The following is a 15,628-nucleotide window of genomic DNA, read 5'->3' on the forward strand; positions in this document are numbered from 1 at the left end:
GGCCGCGGGCAACCGCGTGTATCTGGGACTGTTTTCGGGGGCGGGGGGCCGGTTGGGGGGGGCCCCGGCGTGAGTTGCCGCGGTGTGGGGCCCTAACGCCCGTTTTGGGGGCCCAACTGCGCGCATCGGTACAGGCCTGGACTCCCGGACCCTGTCCCACCTTCGAGCCCGCCACCCGGGCAGTCCAGGCTCGACCCGCACTCCGAGAGTGACGGGGACCACTTCAGCGGTCCCTGGACGCCCTGCCGCGCATGTCTGCCCCCGACGCGGGCATCAGCGCCGTACCCGACGATGTAGCCGTGGAGACGAGGAGTGCCGGTGCTGCCCTTCAAGGTGACCGATAGCGGTGTGCTGATCATCCGACTGCGAGCCGACCTGGACATCTCCGGCCGCGCGGCCGCCGCCTGGGCGATCGACGGTTGTCTCGCCGCCCACCGGTCCGCGCCGGTGGTGCTGGAACTGTCGGATGCGCCACTGACTGCCGCCGCGATGAGCACGGTCGTACGGGCCCACCACATGTGCCGCTCCGCAGGTGCATCGCTGGCCGTCGTCGCGGCGCGAGCCGAAGCGCGCCGGGCCTTGACAGCGGGCAAAGGGGGGCCGGCCGTCCACGCCACCCGTCCTTCGGCCTTCGCCGCGCTCTCGGCCACCCCGCCCCAGGTCGTCGCGGCGGCGTGAAACCTGCGCCGCGGCCGGCAGGGGCCTGCCTGCGGTGCCCCCATGGAGTCGGCGCCGCCCGGCTCCGAAGGGTGCGGGTTCACGTGGCGGTGGCTCCCGCGGCCACGAACGCGGTGATGGTCTTGCCGTCGCGGCCGGATCGGATCTCGGTACGCTGCGCGATCTTGTTGACCAGTAGCCAGCCGAACCCTCCTGGAGCTGCTGCCGGCGTCCCCGGCGTGCGGGGAGCGGCGGGAGAGCCGTCCGAAACCTCGACGGCCACCGAATCCGGCAGGCAGCGCACCCTGAAAGCGGTCACCCCGCCCGCGTGGCGAACCGCGTTGGAGACGAGTTCCGAGACCACCAGCAGGACGTCGTCCACCAGACGCTCCCCCACGGAATGGGCCGAGAGGACCTCCCGGGCGATCCGCCTGGCGTCTTCGCATTTCAGCCCGCCCACGCGACGTACCGTCCCTGGCTTGGGGAGCCTTGTGTCCGGTGTTGCCTCATGACTCGGCATCATCGGCGTCCCGGAGGACGTGCACGGCCGCCTCCTCGGCAGAAGCCGCTCCCCCGTCGATGCCGACGTCGTGCGCGATGATGTCGTTCCGGTGGGGGGAGGCCGTGGCCGGGGCCAGCCGCCCTGCTCGGTCGGCGCCCGCCTCCGGGTCGACGGGCTCGCCCTCTCCGCCTGCCACGTCCCCGATCCCGTCTCCGACCGGGGGTCCCTCCTCGGGCTGTTCCCGGGCCAGGCGGTCGTCGAGGCTCTCGCCCCTGTGCTGCCCTGCGGCCGTGGTGTCGGTCCGTTCGCTCGCGTAGGGGCGCTCGGGCGGGGAGTAGCCGGCGTCGAGCTGTTCGTCCGTGTCGGGCGTCCCGAGACCGTCGTCCATATCGGGCTGGAGCTCGGAGGGCTCGGACCCGGGCTGAGGCTGGTAGACCTCGTCTCCCCGTGCCTCTTGCTCGCTCATGGGTTCGTCCTCTCGTCGTCACGGCACGGGTGCGGCGCAACCCTGCTCTCCTGGCGCCTCCCCGGAATCTCCTGGATCACACGCCAAGGTCTCGCCCGTGTACCGATCCCTTGCAGCGGAAGGCGCAGGACGAGCAGGGGGACTTGAGGGCCACCCTGTGCGTCCCGCCCCTCCGTGGCGGGGCGCCCTTGTGCTCGTCAGTCGGTCGGCTCTTGGGGCTTGGCGTTGCCCGGGCCGGCGGTCGGCCGCTCGCCCTGCGGACCGGCGCTCCCCTCGCTCCCGCTCCCCTCGCTCCCGCTCTCCTCGCCGTCGTCCTCCATGCCGTCGTCCCCATGGGAGCCTTCGCGCCGGGCCGGTGCGTGCCCTGCGTCCGGCAGGTCGGGGGCTCCCGGACCGAAGGGCGGCAGGTCGGGGGTGACGGCGTCACGTTTCTCCGGCACACGGTCCGGGAGCTCGGGCTCCGACGGGGCGCTTCGCATGACAGGTCTCCTTGCAGTCGAAGGCGGTGCACGGCCTGCGGTGGATCGACTCCTGTCAGGAGTCCCCGGCCACGCACATCCGGGTCTCAGGGGCGATCTGGGGAATCTCCCCGGTGAGGACGGGGCCGGTCACGCCGTCCACGTCCATTCGGTGATCTCCGCCGGGTCCACACCGGTGCTGCGCAGCTCCTTGAGGAGCCGGTCGCGGTGGCCCACGTACTGCGCGGCGAGTCGGCGGGAGTCGCCCGCGTGGGCGGGCAGGTGCTCCAGGACCGTGGCGGCGATGTCCTGGCGGGTCGTTCCGTTGAGCGCGAGCAGGTCGTACGGGGTGGTCGTGGTGCCCTCTTCGATGTATCCGCGGACGTGGAAGCGCTCCGGATGCGGCCGCCCGTGGAGCAGTTGGTGGACGGCGGACGGGTAGCCGTGGAAGTCGAAGACGACGGGGGTCGTCGAGCCGAACAGGGCGTGGAACTTCTCGTCCGGCATGCCGTGGGGGTGCTTGTCCGGTGGCGCGAGGGTGCACAGGTCGACGACGTTGACGAAGCGGATCCGGGCGTCGGGGAGGTCGCGCCGCAGGAGGTCTGCGGCGGCCAGCGACTCGACGGTGGGGATGCCTCCGGCGCAGGCGAGGACGACCTCCGGGTCCGCGCCGCCGTCGGTGCCCGCCCAGTCCCAGGCGGACGCACCGGCCCGGCAGTGGGCGCGGGCGGCGTCGAGGTCGAGCCACTGGGCGGCCTCGTGCTTTCCCGCCACCACGGCGTTGATCTTTCCGGTCTCGTCCAGGAGCCGTTCCATGGTGACGAGGAGGGTGTTGGCGTCGGGCGGCAGGTAGACGCCGGTGACGGTGCTCTTCCTGTTCAGCAGGTTGCTGATGAATCCCGGGCCCTGGTGGCTGTACCCGTTGTGCTCCTGTCGCCAGCCCTCGCTGCTGAGGAGGTAGGTGAGGCTGCTGACCGGGGCGCGCCAGGGGACCTCCCGGGACGTCTTCAGCCACTTCGCGTGCTGGTTGGCCATGCTGTCGACGATGGCTGCGAAGGCTTCGTAGGTGGGGAAGAGGCCGTGCCGACCGGTGAGCAGATAGCCCTGGAGCCAGCCCTGGCAGTTGTGCTCGGACAGCATTTCCATCACTCTGCCCGACCGGGTCAGGTCCTCGGAGTACTCCTCGACCGGCCATTGGTACGCGCGCCCGCTCGTGGCGAGGACGGCGTCGAGCTTGTTGGAGGCCAGCTCATCCGGCGAGACGATGCGGAAGTCGCGACTGACCGCGGTGTTCCGCATGAGGTCGGCCAGCCAGCCGCCGAGGACCCGGGTGGGGCTCGCCGTCACCGTCCCGGGGCCCTCGCCGACTTGGACGGCGTGCGGTTCGAGCGGCGGCAGGTCGAGCGGTCGGCGCAGGTTGCCGCCGTTCGCGGCGGGCTGGGCTCCGATGCGGGCGTCCCCCTCGGGGAGCCCGGCGAGCACTCCGGCCGTGGGCCGCCCCTGCGCGTCGAACAGTTCCTGCGGCCGGTAGGAACGCAGCCACTGTTCGAGGGCCCGTAGCTGTACGGGGTCCTCGCGCGCCTCGGGCAGGGGCACCTGGTGGGCGTGGAAGGTCCCCTCGATCGCCGTGCCCTCGACCTCCGCGGGGGCGCCCCGGCCCTTGAGGCTCCGCAAGACGATCATGGGCCAGGCGGGGCGGACCGGCCGGTCACCGGTGCGGGCACGGTGTTGGAGGTTGCGGACGGCGTCGTGCGCGTCGAGGACCGCGGCCGCCAGGGGTTCACCCGGCGGGTCGCCGGTGATGTCCACGATCCGCGGGTCCCAGCCGTATCCCCGGAAGAGCGCTTGCAGTTCCCCGTCCGACATCGTCGCGAAGACCGTCGGCGAGGAGATCTTGAACCCGTTGAGGTGCAGGAAGGGCAGGACCGCTCCCCCGGTCACCGGGTCGAGGTACTTGTTGGAGTGCCAGGCCCCGGCCGTGGGACCGGTCTCCGCCTCGCCGTCACCCACGATGCAGGCGACGATCCGGTCCGGGGCGTCCAGGGCGGCGCCGAACGCCGTCGCCAGGGCATAGCCGAGTTCGCCGCCCTCGTGGAGCGTGCCCGGCAGCGCCGGGGAGAGGTGACTCGGGAAGCCGTCCGGCGCGCAGTAGCGCCGCGCCAGTTCACGCAGGCCGGACGCTGTCCTGGCCAGCTCCGGATCCTGGTCCCCGTGTGTGCCTTCGAGCCACAGGTTGGCGTGCACCGCGGGCGCCCCGTGGCCCGGCCCCGTGACCAGGAGGACGTCGGCGCCTCGCTCCCGGATCAGGGTGTTGAGCGCGGAGTACACGGCGGTGATGCCCGGACAGGTGCCCCAGTGGCCGAGCAGCCGCGGTTTGACGTGTTCCGGCCGCAGCGGCTCCGTCAGCAGGACGTTGTCCTGGAGGAAGATCAAGGCCGCCGCCACGTAGTCGGCAGCCCTTGTGTAAGGGCTCCGGTCCTGCTGCTGCCGGGGCTGTGCGGAGGGGGTCACGACACGGCTCCGAATCGTCGGGTACGTACTGGACACCCTCGCGCCTGCCCCGCGGCGTCCTCCTGAACCGGGGGTGGCGAAGGCCTCCGCCACCGATCGGGGGCCGGCGGCCCGGCGCGTCGTCGCAACACGGGCCGGCGCGCGCCCGGGCGGCGGACGCCGGGGATACGGTGGAGGAGTCCCCTGCGAGGTGAGCGCCATGATGCGGCCCGGAGCTGTGTCCACGTCCAGTCATGAGGTCCTCGGCGCGCCCTGCTGGGTGAGCCTGATGACCCAAGATCTCGATTCCGCCCGGCGGTTCTACGGCGCCGTGCTGGGCTGGACCTTCCGCGGCACCCACCTCGGGGACCGGTTCTCGCTCGCCTACCGCGACGGCGCTCCGGTCGCCGGCTTCGGGATGCTCGCCGACGATCTTTCACTGCCCGCCGCCTGGACGCCGTACTTCGCCGCCGACGACGCCGACCTCGCCGCCGCCCGCATCCGCGAGCGCGGTGCGACCGTGGCGATCGGTCCGGTGGCCTTCGGTACGGGGCGGGCCGTGCTGGCCGCCGACCCCGCCGGAGCGGTCTTCGGGCTCTGGCAGGGCGCGGTCCTCAGGGACTGGCGGGTGGGCCACGGCCCCGCTCCCGCCTGGCTGGAACTCCGTACGCGCGACGCCTTCGCGGCCGCCATCTTCTACGGGGAGGTGCTGGACTGGGCCGGCGAAGCACCCGGAGCCTGCGTGGCGGCGTACGAACACGACCACGTCGTCCTGCGGCACGGCAGCGACACGGTCGCACGGATCAGCGGCGGCGCGGTGGACGAGGACCCCGACCCGCACGTCCGCCCCCGGTGGCACGTCCATTTCCGGGTGCCCGATCTGGAGGCCGCCGTCGAAGCCGCGACCAGCGCGGGCGGGAGGTCCGTCTCCCCCGTGGAAACCTCCGCGGCCGACCGGTGGATCACCCTTCGAGACCCCGAGGGGGGCCTGTTCACGATCCTGGCACCGCAGGGGTGAATCGCCCGGCCCCGGGCGCTGCGGGGCCGGGCCTGGGCCGGATCACTCCCCGGCAGCAGCAAGAACGTCCTCGAAGGGGACGAACGGAATCACTCGCCACATCAAAGCCGGATGCGCGGGTAGCCGGGGAACCATGGACACCACTGCAACCACCCCGCTGCGTGCCGTCGCGCTCGTCTGCACCCTCTCCCCCTCCCCCACGCCCTCCAGCTCACAGCTGCTGGCCGAGCAGACCATGGCCGCACTCGCCGATCACGGAGTCACGGGCAAGACCATCCGGATCGCCGACCACGACGTGAAGCCCGGCGTGAAGACCGACATGGGCGACGGAGACGCCTGGCCGGAGATCCGCGACACGATCCTGGGCTGCGACATCCTGCTCCTGTCCACGCCCATCTGGCTGGGTCACGCCTCGAGCATCGCCCAGCGGGTGCTGGAACGCCTCGACGCGGAGATCTCCCAGACCGACGAAGAGGGCCGCATGCTCACCTACGGCAAGGTCGCGGCAGTCTGCGTGGTCGGCAACGAGGACGGCGCCCACAAGGTCAGCGCCGACCTCTTCCAGGGCCTGAACGACGTCGGCTTCTCCCTGGCCCCGAACGCCGTCACCTACTGGGTCGGAGAAGCCATGCAGGGCACCGACTACCAAGACCTCGACAAGACGCCCGAGAAGACCGCCGCCACGACGGCCACCCTCGCCGCCAACACCGCCCACCTCGCCCGCTGCCTCAAGGCCGCCGCCTATCCGGCGAGCTGACCCGACACCCCGCCGTGTCCCCGACCTGAGTTCGGAGGACCGGACGGTCAGCTCTTGGCGCTTCCCTGAGCTGCACGATTCCGGGCGAGGAACGGTGTGCCGGTCGATAAGCTGGTCGTCCCGAGTTCTGCCGGAGGGGCAGGCTTACGCGTGAGGGGCTGACGGTGAACCGCTTCGCGCGCCTGGCCACCCGCCTTCTGGCCGCGCCCAGGGCCCTCGTGTGGGTGACGGGCGACGGTTCTGCCGCGGTCGAAAGCTGGCCGACCGGCTCCGCCGACGCCGAGACCGCGAGGTTGTGCCGTTGCGTGGCGGAGCTCGGTGGGCCCTTGGCCCTGACGGGGAGCGATGACGATCGGCTCGCCTTCGCGGGCGTCCCCCTGGTCGGCCCCGAGGGTGAGCTGCTCGGTGTGCTGGCGGCCACCGACACAGGGCCGCGTACGTGGAGCGAGGACGACCTGCGGGACCTCGGCGACCTCGGCGCGGCGTGCAGTGCCCAGATGCGGTTGCGCCTGCGCTCCGACGAGGTACTGCGCGCCGGAGAAGCCGCCGATGAGGCCGCCGCGCTCGCGGAGGCTCAAGCCGACCGGATGGAGACCCTGCTGAACCGGGCGCAGCTGTTGCTGCGGGCCGCGGAGGATCTGGGGGACACCAGTGGGCTGGGCGAGGTCTGGGCACGGGTGAGTGACCTCGCGGGCAGTGACCTCAAGCCCTCCCATGTGGGCCTGGTGTTGGCAGGTGAGGACGGATTGCTGCGGCAGGTGGCCGGGGCGGAGGTGGGACAAGCACCCTGGAAGGCAACGGACGCGGGGTACGAGCTCGATGCGGGCCGACCCGGCGCGCGGGCGGTACGAGAGCGCCGGACGGTCGTCGTCGCCGACCGGCAGACGCTGGCGAGCGGATACGCGCCTGAAGCAGTGGCGGAATTCGACGCACTGGGTCTGCACACGTTGGCGTGCGTACCGCTGCCGGGGACCGAAGCCGTTCTCGGCGTGCTGGAACTCGGCTGGGACATCCCGCACGTGGTCGATTCGGCGGAGCGGGCGGTGCTCGTCGTACTGGCCGACTACACGGCCCGGGCCGTGGAGCGGGCCACATATCTGGACGAGCGCGTCTCCATCGCGCTACGGCTGCAGGAGGCCATGCTCACCGATCTCGTCGAGGTTCCGGGACTGGAGACCGCCGCCCTGTACCGGCCGGCGGCCCAGCAGGACATGGTCGGCGGTGACTGGTACGACCTCTATCCGCTGCCCGGCCCGCACGGCGCATGGGCCCTGACGGTGGGGGACATCACCGGCCACGACGTGCACGCCGCGGCTCTCATGGGGCAGGTCCGCAGCATGCTCCGGCAAGCCGACATCGACCACCCGGAACGGCCCCCGCACCAGGCCGTCGAGGCCCTGGTCCAGGCCTGCCAGACACTCGATCTCCCGGCCGGCGGCACCCTCGTCCACGCTCATCTGACTCCCCGCTCCGACGGCCACTGGCAGCTCGCCTGGACCAATGCCGGTCACCCGCCCCCGCTCCTCACCCATCCGGACGCACCCGCCGAGCCGGCCGAACAGCTCCGGGCTCACGACGTCCTGCTGCACCCCGCGCTGCCACCGGTGCCCCGCACCACCCGTACCCGACTCCTGGCCCCGGGCAGCACCCTGCTCCTCTACACCGACGGGCTCGTCGAGCACCGCGGCCAGGACCTCGGCACCGCCACGGACGAGGCGGCACGCCTCTTGGCCGCAGCCCATCCCGACGCTCCCTTGGCCGATGTCCTGAGACACCTGGCCGACACCGTCGCTCCCACCCGCTCCGAGGACGACACCGTGCTCTTCGCCATCCGAATCGCTTCGCCGGCCTCAGGAGCGGACCGGCCCTGATCGCTGCCACATCGCCGCCCCGAGCCGGCACCCGCCCGCCGTCTCCGCCGTCCTGCGCACGCAACACCGTGGTCCGTTAAACGAAGAAGGTGTTCTCGTCGTTTGCGGGGCTGTCGATTCCGCCTGCCGCGGCTACGGTCGAAACACGCAGACGAGCGAAGCCGGGCCGGTCGCACCCGCTGCCGCGGACGGTTTCGTGACCGCATCCGAAGTGAGGAGTGGCGTGAACCCCACGGACGCCCCAGGCCCCCAGAGCGTCACCGTCCGTACGCGGCCCGATGCCACCGTCATCACGCTCATCGGTGTCATGGACCTCGACCACGTCGACGCCTTCCGCGCGGTGTCGTCGGTGGCCTGCACCGACGTCAACGCCCCCGCCCGCGTCGTCATCGACCTCGCCGGGCTCACCTTCTGCGACTCCACCGGGCTCAACGCGCTGCTGCAGGCACGCTTGATGTGCACGGAGAGCGGGCGCGCGCTGACCCTCGCCGGCCCGGGCCCGCAGATCTCTCGCCTGTTGAGCATCACGGGCGCCGATACCGTCTTCGACATCACCGAGCCGGTGGGCGAGGGCCCGGACCGCTCCGTGACCGCGTTCTGACACGGCCCATCGGGATCATCTCGTACCGAGGGTGACCGACGGTGCCACCCCGTACACCTGCCGGTACGCAGCGGCGAAACGGCCCTGGTGGGCGAAGCCCCAGCGGGCGGCCACACCGGAAACGGTCGTCCCGGCCGCAGGGTCCGCTGCGAGGAGTTCCGCATGCGCACGGGCCAGCCGGACGCGGCGCAGGTGACCGAGGGGCGTGGTGCCGGCGTGGCGGGTGAAGGCGTACTGGACCGCGCGCGGCGTGACGGGGATGGACGCCGCGATGTCAGCGAGGGTGATGTCGCGGTGTGCGTTGGCCTCGATGAACTCGATGGCGCGGCGCAGTGTGCCACTGCCGGCGTCGCGGGTGTCCCTCGGGTCCCTCCGCTCGGCGTGCGTGGTGTTCGGCAGCGTCGCCAGGACCGTCGCCGCCAAGTGCTGGGCAGCCGTGGAGACCACCAGCCGGTTGCCGTCGCCGAACGCGGAGGCTTGGTCCAGCACTTGGTCGCGCAAATAGGCGACGGCCGCACCGAGCTGCCGGTTCGCGGCCGGTGCGAACGGCCGGGCTCCGGTGATCCGCACCCCTTGGCCCGCCGGCAGCGAGGAGACCCGGCCCAGTAGCCGGGGATCGAACATCGTGATCGTGTACCGGGCCTCGTGGACCTCTCCCGCGTACGGCCGGTCGTGGGGGGCCAGGAGGAACGTCTCGCCCGGGCCGAACACCTCCTCCCGGCCGCCGGTGGTGTCCACGATCGTGCCGGCGTGCATGGTCACCAGGCACACTTTGCCGAGACAGCCCGCGTCGTAGGCCATGGTGTATCCGAACGCCAGCCGGTCCACGCTCAGCGCGCCCACCGCTGTGCGGGAGATCCGCGCCCGTGTGTCCGCGGGGCGGCCGCCGATCCGCATGGGGGTGTAGGCCGAGGACAAGAACTCCTGCGTGGCCTCAAGGTCTCCGCTGTCGAAAAGCAGGCTCTTCACCCGTCTGCTCCCTCTCCCCCACGACTCGGCGTGGCCCTCCGGGACATCGCGTCCCAGTATGACGCCGTCTCCGGGACCCCAGGGATAGGGTGCTCGGCCACTCCGGCCGTTCTCGCAGCGGTCGTCGGCTGCCCCGCACGAGGTCGACCGACCGAATGCGCGCAAGGAGCCGGCCCGTCGCCGGGACCTGGGTGAGGAAACGGCCTGTCGGGGAAGACGCGCCGGGGACCCGTACACCTGAGGAGGGACGGACACCATGGCACGACCGAGGATCGTGGTCGTCGGCGCGGGCTTCGCCGGCGTCGCCTGCGTACGCCGCCTGGAGCGGACGCTGTCACCCGGGGAGGCGGAGATCCTGCTGGTCACTCCGCTCTCCTACCAGCTCTACCTGCCCCTGCTCCCGCAGGTGGCCTCCGGGGTGCTCACCCCCCAGTCCGTGGCGGTGTCCCTGCGCCGCAGCCGCCGCCACCGGACCCGGATCGTGCCCGGCGGAGCGGTGGGCGTCGACACCCGGGCCAAGATCTGCGTCATCCGGAAGATCACCGGGGAGCTGGTGGACCAGCCGTACGACCATCTGGTCCTCGCCCCGGGGAGCGTGACCCGCACCTTCGACATCCCGGGCTTGGCGGAGCACGGCCGCGGCATGAAGACGCTGGCCGAAGCGGCCCACCTGCGCGATCACGTGATCGCCCAGCTCGACCTGGCCGACGCCGCCGCCCCGGGCTCGGCGGAACGGGCCTCACGGCTCGGCTTCGTCGTGGTGGGAGGCGGTTACGCGGGCACCGAGACGGCCGCTTCCCTGGAGCGGCTCACCACGAACGCCGTGGGCCGCTACCCACGGCTGGACCGGCGCGAGATCAGCTGGCACCTGGTCGACGTGGCCCCGAAACTGATGCCGGAGCTCGGCGACCGGCTGGGCCGGGCCGCCCTCGACGTGCTGCGCCGCCGTGGCATCGAGGTCTCGCTCGGTGCCTCCGTCGCCAAGGCGGGCCCCGAGGAGGTCACCCTCACCGATGGGCGCGTGCTGCCCTGCCGCACCCTCATCTGGACGGCCGGCGTCGCCGCGAGCCCGCTCATCGCCACGCTGGGCGCCGAAACCGCGAAGAGCGGCCGGCTCGTCGTCGCTCCGGACCTGCGGGTACCGGGGGCGGACGGCGCGTTCGCGCTCGGTGACGCGGCCGCCGTGCCCGACCTCGCCGGCGGCGGAGCCGGGGCGGTGTGTCCGCCCACCGCGCAGCACGCCGAACGCCAGGGCAAGGTCGCCGCGGACAACGTCGTCGCCACGCTGCGGGGCACACCGCTGCGTCCCTACGTCCACAAGGACCTCGGGCTGGTCGTGGACCTCGGCGGCCGCGACGGTGTCTCCCGGCCGCTCGGCATCGACCTGCGCGGGATGCCCGCCCAGGCCGTGGCCCGCGGCTACCACTGGGCGGCGCTGCGCACCGGGGCAGCGAAGACCCGGGTGATGACGAACTGGCTCCTGAACGCCGTGGCCGGCGACGACTTCGTCCGGACGGGCTTCCAGACGTACAAGCCGGGGACGCTGCGCGACTTCGAGTACACGGACCACTACCTCACCCCGGAGCAGGTACGGGCCCGCACGGCGGCCGACGGAGGCTGACGGTTCCGGCGAGCGAAATCTCCCTCAGCGGTCGGAGCCGGTTTGGGCGTACCCAGGATGCCGTTGTCGACCACGAACGGAAGGGTTGCACTCGGGGGCATCAGGCCGCCCTCGGGTTGAGCGGCAGTCGATCGCGCAGGGCACGAAGTCTGTCAAGAGGAGACATCACAGATGGTTCAGAAGAAGGCGACCAAGGCCGCGGCCGAGAAGACCGGTCCGAAGAAGCGGGCCGGTAGGGCTGCCGCCCCCGGCCGGCCCACGCCGGAGCCGGCGGCGGCTGCCGAGCCGGCCGTGCCCCGTGAGCCCCTTCCGCCGAAGCCGGACCAGCAGGGTCCGGAAACCCTCACCCCGACGGGCCGGCCCACCGGCGCGGCCCCCGCCGCAGTGGCACAGGCCGGTGCTTACCTGACGACCGCGCAGGGGGCCCGGCTGTACGAGAGCGACCATTCGCTGAAGGCCGGAGCACGGGGGCCGGTGCTCCTGCAGGACCACCACCTGCGGGAGAAGATCACCCACTTCGATCACGAGCGCATTCCCGAGCGCGTGGTGCACGCCCGTGGCGCGGCCGCCCACGGGGTCTTCCAGGGCTACGGCACCGCGGGGAAGGTCACCAAGGCCGCATTTTTGGCCAAGGGTGTGGAGACGCCGGTGTTCGTCCGCTTCTCCACCGTCCTCGGATCGCGGGGATCGGCGGACACCGTGCGTGACACGCGCGGGTTCGCGACGAAGTTCTACACCGGGGAAGGCACCTTCGACCTGGTGGGCAACAACATCCCGGTGTTCTTCATCCAGGACGCCGTCAAGTTCCCCGACGTCATCCATGCCGGGAAGCCGCACCCCGATCGGGAGATCCCGCAGGCCCAGAGCGCGCACGACACGTTCTGGGACTTCGTGTCCCTGCACACCGAGGCCACCCACCACACGCTCTGGAACATGTCCGACCGGGCGATCCCGCGTTCGTTCCGGATGATGGAGGGCTTCGGCGTCCACACCTTCCGCCTCGTCAACGCCAAGGGCGCCACGACGCTGGTGAAGTTCCACTGGAAGCCGAAGCTCGGCGTGCACTCCCTGGTCTGGGAGGAGGCACAGATCACCAACGGCATGGACCCCGACTTCCACCGCCGGGACCTTGCCGACGCGATCGAGGCGGGCGCGTTCCCCCAGTGGGAGCTGGGCATCCAAACCTTCCCCGACACTCCGGAACAGACCTTCGAGGGCATCGACCTGCTCGACCCCACCAAGATCGTCCCGGAGGAGCTGGCCCCCGTACGGCCCATCGGGCTGATGACGCTGAACGCCAACCCGGCCAACTACTTCGCCGAGACCGAGCAGGTCGCCTTCCACCCCGGCCACCTGGTCCCCGGGATCGACGTCACCGACGATCCGCTGCTCGCAGGACGGCTCTTCTCGTACCTCGATACGCAGATCAGCAGGCTCGGTGGCCCGAACTTCGGGCAGATCCCGATCAACCGGCCGCACGCCCCCGTCAACGACATGCTCCGCGACGGCATGCACCAGAGCGCCGTCCACACCGGGATCGCACCGTACCGGCCCAACAGCCTGGACGGCGGCTGCCCCTTCCTCGCGGGAGCCGACACCGGTGCCTTCATCGAGGCACCCGTCGAACTGCCCACGGCCGCGAAGGTCCGCGACGCTTCCGCCTCGTTCGACGACCACTTCAGCCAGCCCCGTCTGTTCTGGCTGAGCATGAGCGCCGTGGAACGCGAGCACATCATCGCCGCCTACACCTTCGAACTCACCAAGTGCGAGGAACAGGCCATCAGGGAACGCGTCCTCGCAGTCCTCGCCAACATCGACCCGCACCTGTGCGGAGAAGTCGCCGCCGGACTCGGGCTTCCCGCCCCGGCTGCCACGCGGCAGCTCACGGAACCGGCCCCGAGCCCCGCCCTGTCCCAGATCCGCGGCACCTGGCCCCTCGACGGACGGGTCATCGGCATCGTCGCCGGCCCCGACTCCGACCTGAGGGGAGTGAAAGCCGTACGGGCCGCCATCGCGAAGGCCGGTATGGTCCCCTTGGTCATCGCTCCGACCGGGGGCTCCCTCGGGACCGCGAAGAGTCCGATCGCCGTCCAGCGGACGTTCGCGGCCGCGCGTTCCATCGAGTTCGACGCCCTGCTGCTCGCCGGTACGCCCGCGGTCGCGGCCGATGCCCGCGGCGCCCGGGACGCGAAGGCCGGCACGCCCCGGCCGGGCGACTGCGATCCTCGGGTGCTGCTGCTTCTCGCCGAGGCCTACCGCCACGGCAAGGCCATCGGCGGATGGAACGACTCCTCCGCGGCCCTCGAAGCCGCCGGCATCGGGGAGGACGATCCGGGCGTAGCGTTGGCCGGCACCCCCGCCGCTGCCCTCAAGCACGTCGCCGCCGCCCTCGCGGAACACCGCGCTTGGAACAGGTTCCCCACCACGATCTGAGCCGGGCCCGGATATCCCGGCCGGTGACAGCCCGCCGTAGCCGTAGCGGGGACGGCGCTACGCGCTACGGCGGCCGCAGGTCCATCCCGCGCGCCCTGACGAGCGTTCTACGGTTCCATCCGGCGGCGGTCCCCCTCGCTCCGGGCGCGAGTGTCCCTTCAGGGATTCCGGGGGCGCTCAGTGGGGCGTGGAAGTCACGGCTGTCGGGGCGAATCCGGTCGGCTGGAGGCGAGCGCGGAGTCGTCGAGGATGCCCGTGCCGGGCAGGTGGTGACGGGCCGCGATCAGGGCCGCGTGCACGTCCGCCGTGCCGGTGGCCACGCACAGGGCTCGCTCGACGTCCTCGATCTCCTTGCGCACCGGCGAGGCGTCCTCTGCGGCATCGAGTACGGACAGAGCCCAGTAACGGTCGACGAGGCCGGGGAGCACGGCCGGATGAGCCATCAGCATCGGTAGGCGCCTTTCGACAGCGGATCGATCATGTGGCCGTCGCCTACCCGGCCGGTTCCGGTTGAACCCCACAGCGGAGTGCTCCCCGGGGCGGAAACCCACGTCCGGGGCGTAGCGGGCGGTGTCCTGGTCGGGCGACGGGACCGCCACCGATGGCCGACCGGCCTCGCGTGTGAAAGCAGCCCGCTCCCGAGCGCGTGATCCAGGCACGACGGGGTAGCCGCTGGACGTGATCACGGTCGGCGTCGAAGAAGAGTACTTGCTGGTAGACCCGGGGACCGGGCTGCCGACGCCCCGGGTGGAGGACGTCCGCCGAACCGCGGGGATCGGACCGCTCGCCGAGCGGGGCGAGGTGCAGGACGAGCTGCTCCAGGCCCAGATCGAGGTGGCCACTCCCGTCTGCTCCAGCCTGGACGAGGTCGGCGGCCACCTGCTGCGCTTGCGCCATGCGGTGACCTCCGCCGCGGAGGCGAACGGCTGCCGCATCGCCGCCACGGGCGCGGCGCCTCTACGGGGGTCCCTGCCCGTGCCCGTGACCCCGACCCAGCGCTACCTGCGGATGGAGGGTGAGGCCCGGCAACTGGTCGACGAGCATCTGATCTGTGGGATGCATGTCCACGTGGCGATCCCCGACGCCGGGACGGGCGTCGCCGTGCTGAACCGCATCCGCGGCTGGCTGCCGACGCTCGTGGCCATGTCCGGCAACTCTCCGCTGTGGGAGGGCCGCGATACGGGCTTCGCCAGCTGGCGCACCATTGTCTTCGGACGCTGGCCGGTGAGCGGCCCGCCGCCCGTCTTCGACGGCTTCACCGGCTACGAACAGCGCCTGGAGGCTCTGGTGGTGTCCGGGATGATCGCGGATCGCCATCAGGCGTACTGGCAGGCCCGGCTCTCCGACCGCTACCCCACCGTCGAAGTGCGCTGCCTGGACGTCCAACTCCGGCCCGATGACGCCGTCATGCTCGCCGGCATCGTCCGGGCGCTGGTCACCACGGCGATCGCCGAGGAGAAGGCGGGAGCACCCCTGGCAGCGATCGATCCGGAACTCCTGCAGGCCGCGAACTGGCACGCGGCCCGGCACGGTCTGAACGGAACCCTGGTGGACCCGTACGGCCGCCCGCACAGCAGCGGCGACGTGCTCTGCTCCCTCCTGCGCCACATCACGCCGGCCCTCGAGGACGCAGGGGACCTCAGGGAGGTCAGCGCCCTCGTCCACCGGCTCCTGCAGGAAGGCACCCCCGCCGACCGTCAACGCCGGGCACTGGCCGAAGGCGGGTTGCCCGGAGTGCTCAGCCTCATCACCGGCGCGAGCACCACGGCCTGATCCCGGGGCCGT

At 71.9% G+C, this 15,628-nt stretch carries 14 protein-coding genes; 8 read left to right on the forward strand and 6 right to left on the reverse strand.

Annotated features, from left to right (window positions below):
* Nucleotides 1-318: 318 nt before the first annotated feature.
* A complete protein-coding gene (locus ACFVX6_RS17080) occupies nucleotides 319-678 on the forward strand; it encodes an STAS domain-containing protein (protein ID WP_389692178.1) in 360 nt (119 codons plus the stop codon).
* Nucleotides 679-757: 79 nt separating this feature from the next.
* Here the strand turns inward: ACFVX6_RS17080 and ACFVX6_RS17085 are convergent, their stop codons facing one another.
* From ACFVX6_RS17085 to ACFVX6_RS17100, 4 genes are all read right to left on the reverse strand, one after another.
* The gene (locus ACFVX6_RS17085; protein ID WP_389692180.1) at nucleotides 758-1,117 is read right to left on the reverse strand and encodes an ATP-binding protein; all 360 of its coding nucleotides are present in this window, start codon (nucleotides 1,115-1,117) and stop codon (nucleotides 758-760) included.
* Nucleotides 1,118-1,163: 46 nt separating this feature from the next.
* Nucleotides 1,164-1,625, reverse strand: a complete 462-nt coding sequence (locus ACFVX6_RS17090; protein ID WP_389692182.1) for a DUF5709 domain-containing protein — start codon at nucleotides 1,623-1,625, stop codon at nucleotides 1,164-1,166.
* Between the two features lie 197 nt (nucleotides 1,626-1,822).
* Entirely contained in the window at nucleotides 1,823-2,104 is a 282-nt protein-coding gene (locus ACFVX6_RS17095; RefSeq protein WP_389692184.1) for a hypothetical protein, read from the reverse strand.
* A gap of 129 nt (nucleotides 2,105-2,233) precedes the next feature.
* Nucleotides 2,234-4,594, reverse strand: coding sequence for a phosphoketolase (locus ACFVX6_RS17100; RefSeq protein ID WP_389692186.1), 2,361 nt, complete (start codon nucleotides 4,592-4,594; stop codon nucleotides 2,234-2,236).
* 199 nt (nucleotides 4,595-4,793) lie between these two features.
* Here ACFVX6_RS17100 and ACFVX6_RS17105 point away from each other — a divergent pair, with 199 nt between their 5' ends.
* From ACFVX6_RS17105 to ACFVX6_RS17120, 4 genes are all read left to right on the forward strand, one after another.
* Nucleotides 4,794-5,591: a VOC family protein gene (locus tag ACFVX6_RS17105; protein WP_389692298.1), complete on the forward strand. Its 798-nt coding sequence runs from the start codon at nucleotides 4,794-4,796 to the stop codon at nucleotides 5,589-5,591.
* Nucleotides 5,592-5,724: 133 nt separating this feature from the next.
* A complete protein-coding gene (locus tag ACFVX6_RS17110) occupies nucleotides 5,725-6,348 on the forward strand; it encodes a flavodoxin family protein (RefSeq protein WP_389692188.1) in 624 nt (207 codons plus the stop codon).
* A 164-nt stretch (nucleotides 6,349-6,512) separates the two neighbouring features.
* Nucleotides 6,513-8,219 carry a PP2C family protein-serine/threonine phosphatase gene (locus tag ACFVX6_RS17115; RefSeq protein ID WP_389692190.1) on the forward strand — a complete coding sequence of 569 codons (1,707 nt, stop codon included), beginning with the start codon at nucleotides 6,513-6,515 and terminating at the stop codon, nucleotides 8,217-8,219.
* A gap of 223 nt (nucleotides 8,220-8,442) precedes the next feature.
* Nucleotides 8,443-8,820, forward strand: a complete 378-nt coding sequence (locus tag ACFVX6_RS17120; protein WP_389692192.1) for an STAS domain-containing protein — start codon at nucleotides 8,443-8,445, stop codon at nucleotides 8,818-8,820.
* Nucleotides 8,821-8,835: 15 nt separating this feature from the next.
* On the opposite strand, the gene ACFVX6_RS17125 is transcribed toward ACFVX6_RS17120, so the two are convergent.
* Nucleotides 8,836-9,789, reverse strand: a complete 954-nt coding sequence (locus tag ACFVX6_RS17125) for an AraC family transcriptional regulator (protein ID WP_389692194.1) — start codon at nucleotides 9,787-9,789, stop codon at nucleotides 8,836-8,838.
* Nucleotides 9,790-10,045: 256 nt separating this feature from the next.
* Between ACFVX6_RS17125 and ACFVX6_RS17130 the strand changes: the two genes are divergently transcribed.
* Nucleotides 10,046-11,410, forward strand: coding sequence for an NAD(P)/FAD-dependent oxidoreductase (locus ACFVX6_RS17130; protein ID WP_389692196.1), 1,365 nt, complete (start codon nucleotides 10,046-10,048; stop codon nucleotides 11,408-11,410).
* Between the two features lie 171 nt (nucleotides 11,411-11,581).
* Nucleotides 11,582-13,843: a catalase gene (locus tag ACFVX6_RS17135; RefSeq protein ID WP_389692198.1), complete on the forward strand. Its 2,262-nt coding sequence runs from the start codon at nucleotides 11,582-11,584 to the stop codon at nucleotides 13,841-13,843.
* Between the two features lie 194 nt (nucleotides 13,844-14,037).
* Here ACFVX6_RS17135 and ACFVX6_RS17140 read toward each other — a convergent pair whose 3' ends face one another.
* Nucleotides 14,038-14,292: a DUF5133 domain-containing protein gene (locus tag ACFVX6_RS17140; protein ID WP_389692200.1), complete on the reverse strand. Its 255-nt coding sequence runs from the start codon at nucleotides 14,290-14,292 to the stop codon at nucleotides 14,038-14,040.
* A gap of 229 nt (nucleotides 14,293-14,521) precedes the next feature.
* Here ACFVX6_RS17140 and ACFVX6_RS17145 point away from each other — a divergent pair, with 229 nt between their 5' ends.
* Nucleotides 14,522-15,616 carry a glutamate--cysteine ligase gene (locus ACFVX6_RS17145; protein ID WP_389692202.1) on the forward strand — a complete coding sequence of 365 codons (1,095 nt, stop codon included), beginning with the start codon at nucleotides 14,522-14,524 and terminating at the stop codon, nucleotides 15,614-15,616.
* Nucleotides 15,617-15,628: the final 12 nt, after the last annotated feature.

The sequence above is a fragment of the Streptomyces sp. NPDC058289 genome, assembly GCF_042880975.1.
GTDB lineage: Bacteria > Actinomycetota > Actinomycetes > Streptomycetales > Streptomycetaceae > Streptomyces > Streptomyces stoeckheimensis.

Excerpts from the sequence above, each read along its gene's own strand:
- ACFVX6_RS17090 (WP_389692182.1), bottom strand. The coding sequence starts at position 1,625 with ATGAGCGAGCAAGAGGCACGGGGAGACGAGGTCTACCAGCCTCAGCCC.
- ACFVX6_RS17095 (WP_389692184.1), bottom strand. The coding sequence starts at position 2,104 with ATGCGAAGCGCCCCGTCGGAGCCCGAGCTCCCGGACCGTGTGCCGGAG.
- ACFVX6_RS17105 (WP_389692298.1), top strand. The coding sequence starts at position 4,794 with ATGATGCGGCCCGGAGCTGTGTCCACGTCCAGTCATGAGGTCCTCGGC.
- ACFVX6_RS17110 (WP_389692188.1), top strand. The coding sequence starts at position 5,725 with ATGGACACCACTGCAACCACCCCGCTGCGTGCCGTCGCGCTCGTCTGC.
- ACFVX6_RS17130 (WP_389692196.1), top strand. The coding sequence starts at position 10,046 with ATGGCACGACCGAGGATCGTGGTCGTCGGCGCGGGCTTCGCCGGCGTC.
- ACFVX6_RS17135 (WP_389692198.1), top strand. The coding sequence starts at position 11,582 with ATGGTTCAGAAGAAGGCGACCAAGGCCGCGGCCGAGAAGACCGGTCCG.
- ACFVX6_RS17140 (WP_389692200.1), bottom strand. The coding sequence starts at position 14,292 with ATGCTGATGGCTCATCCGGCCGTGCTCCCCGGCCTCGTCGACCGTTAC.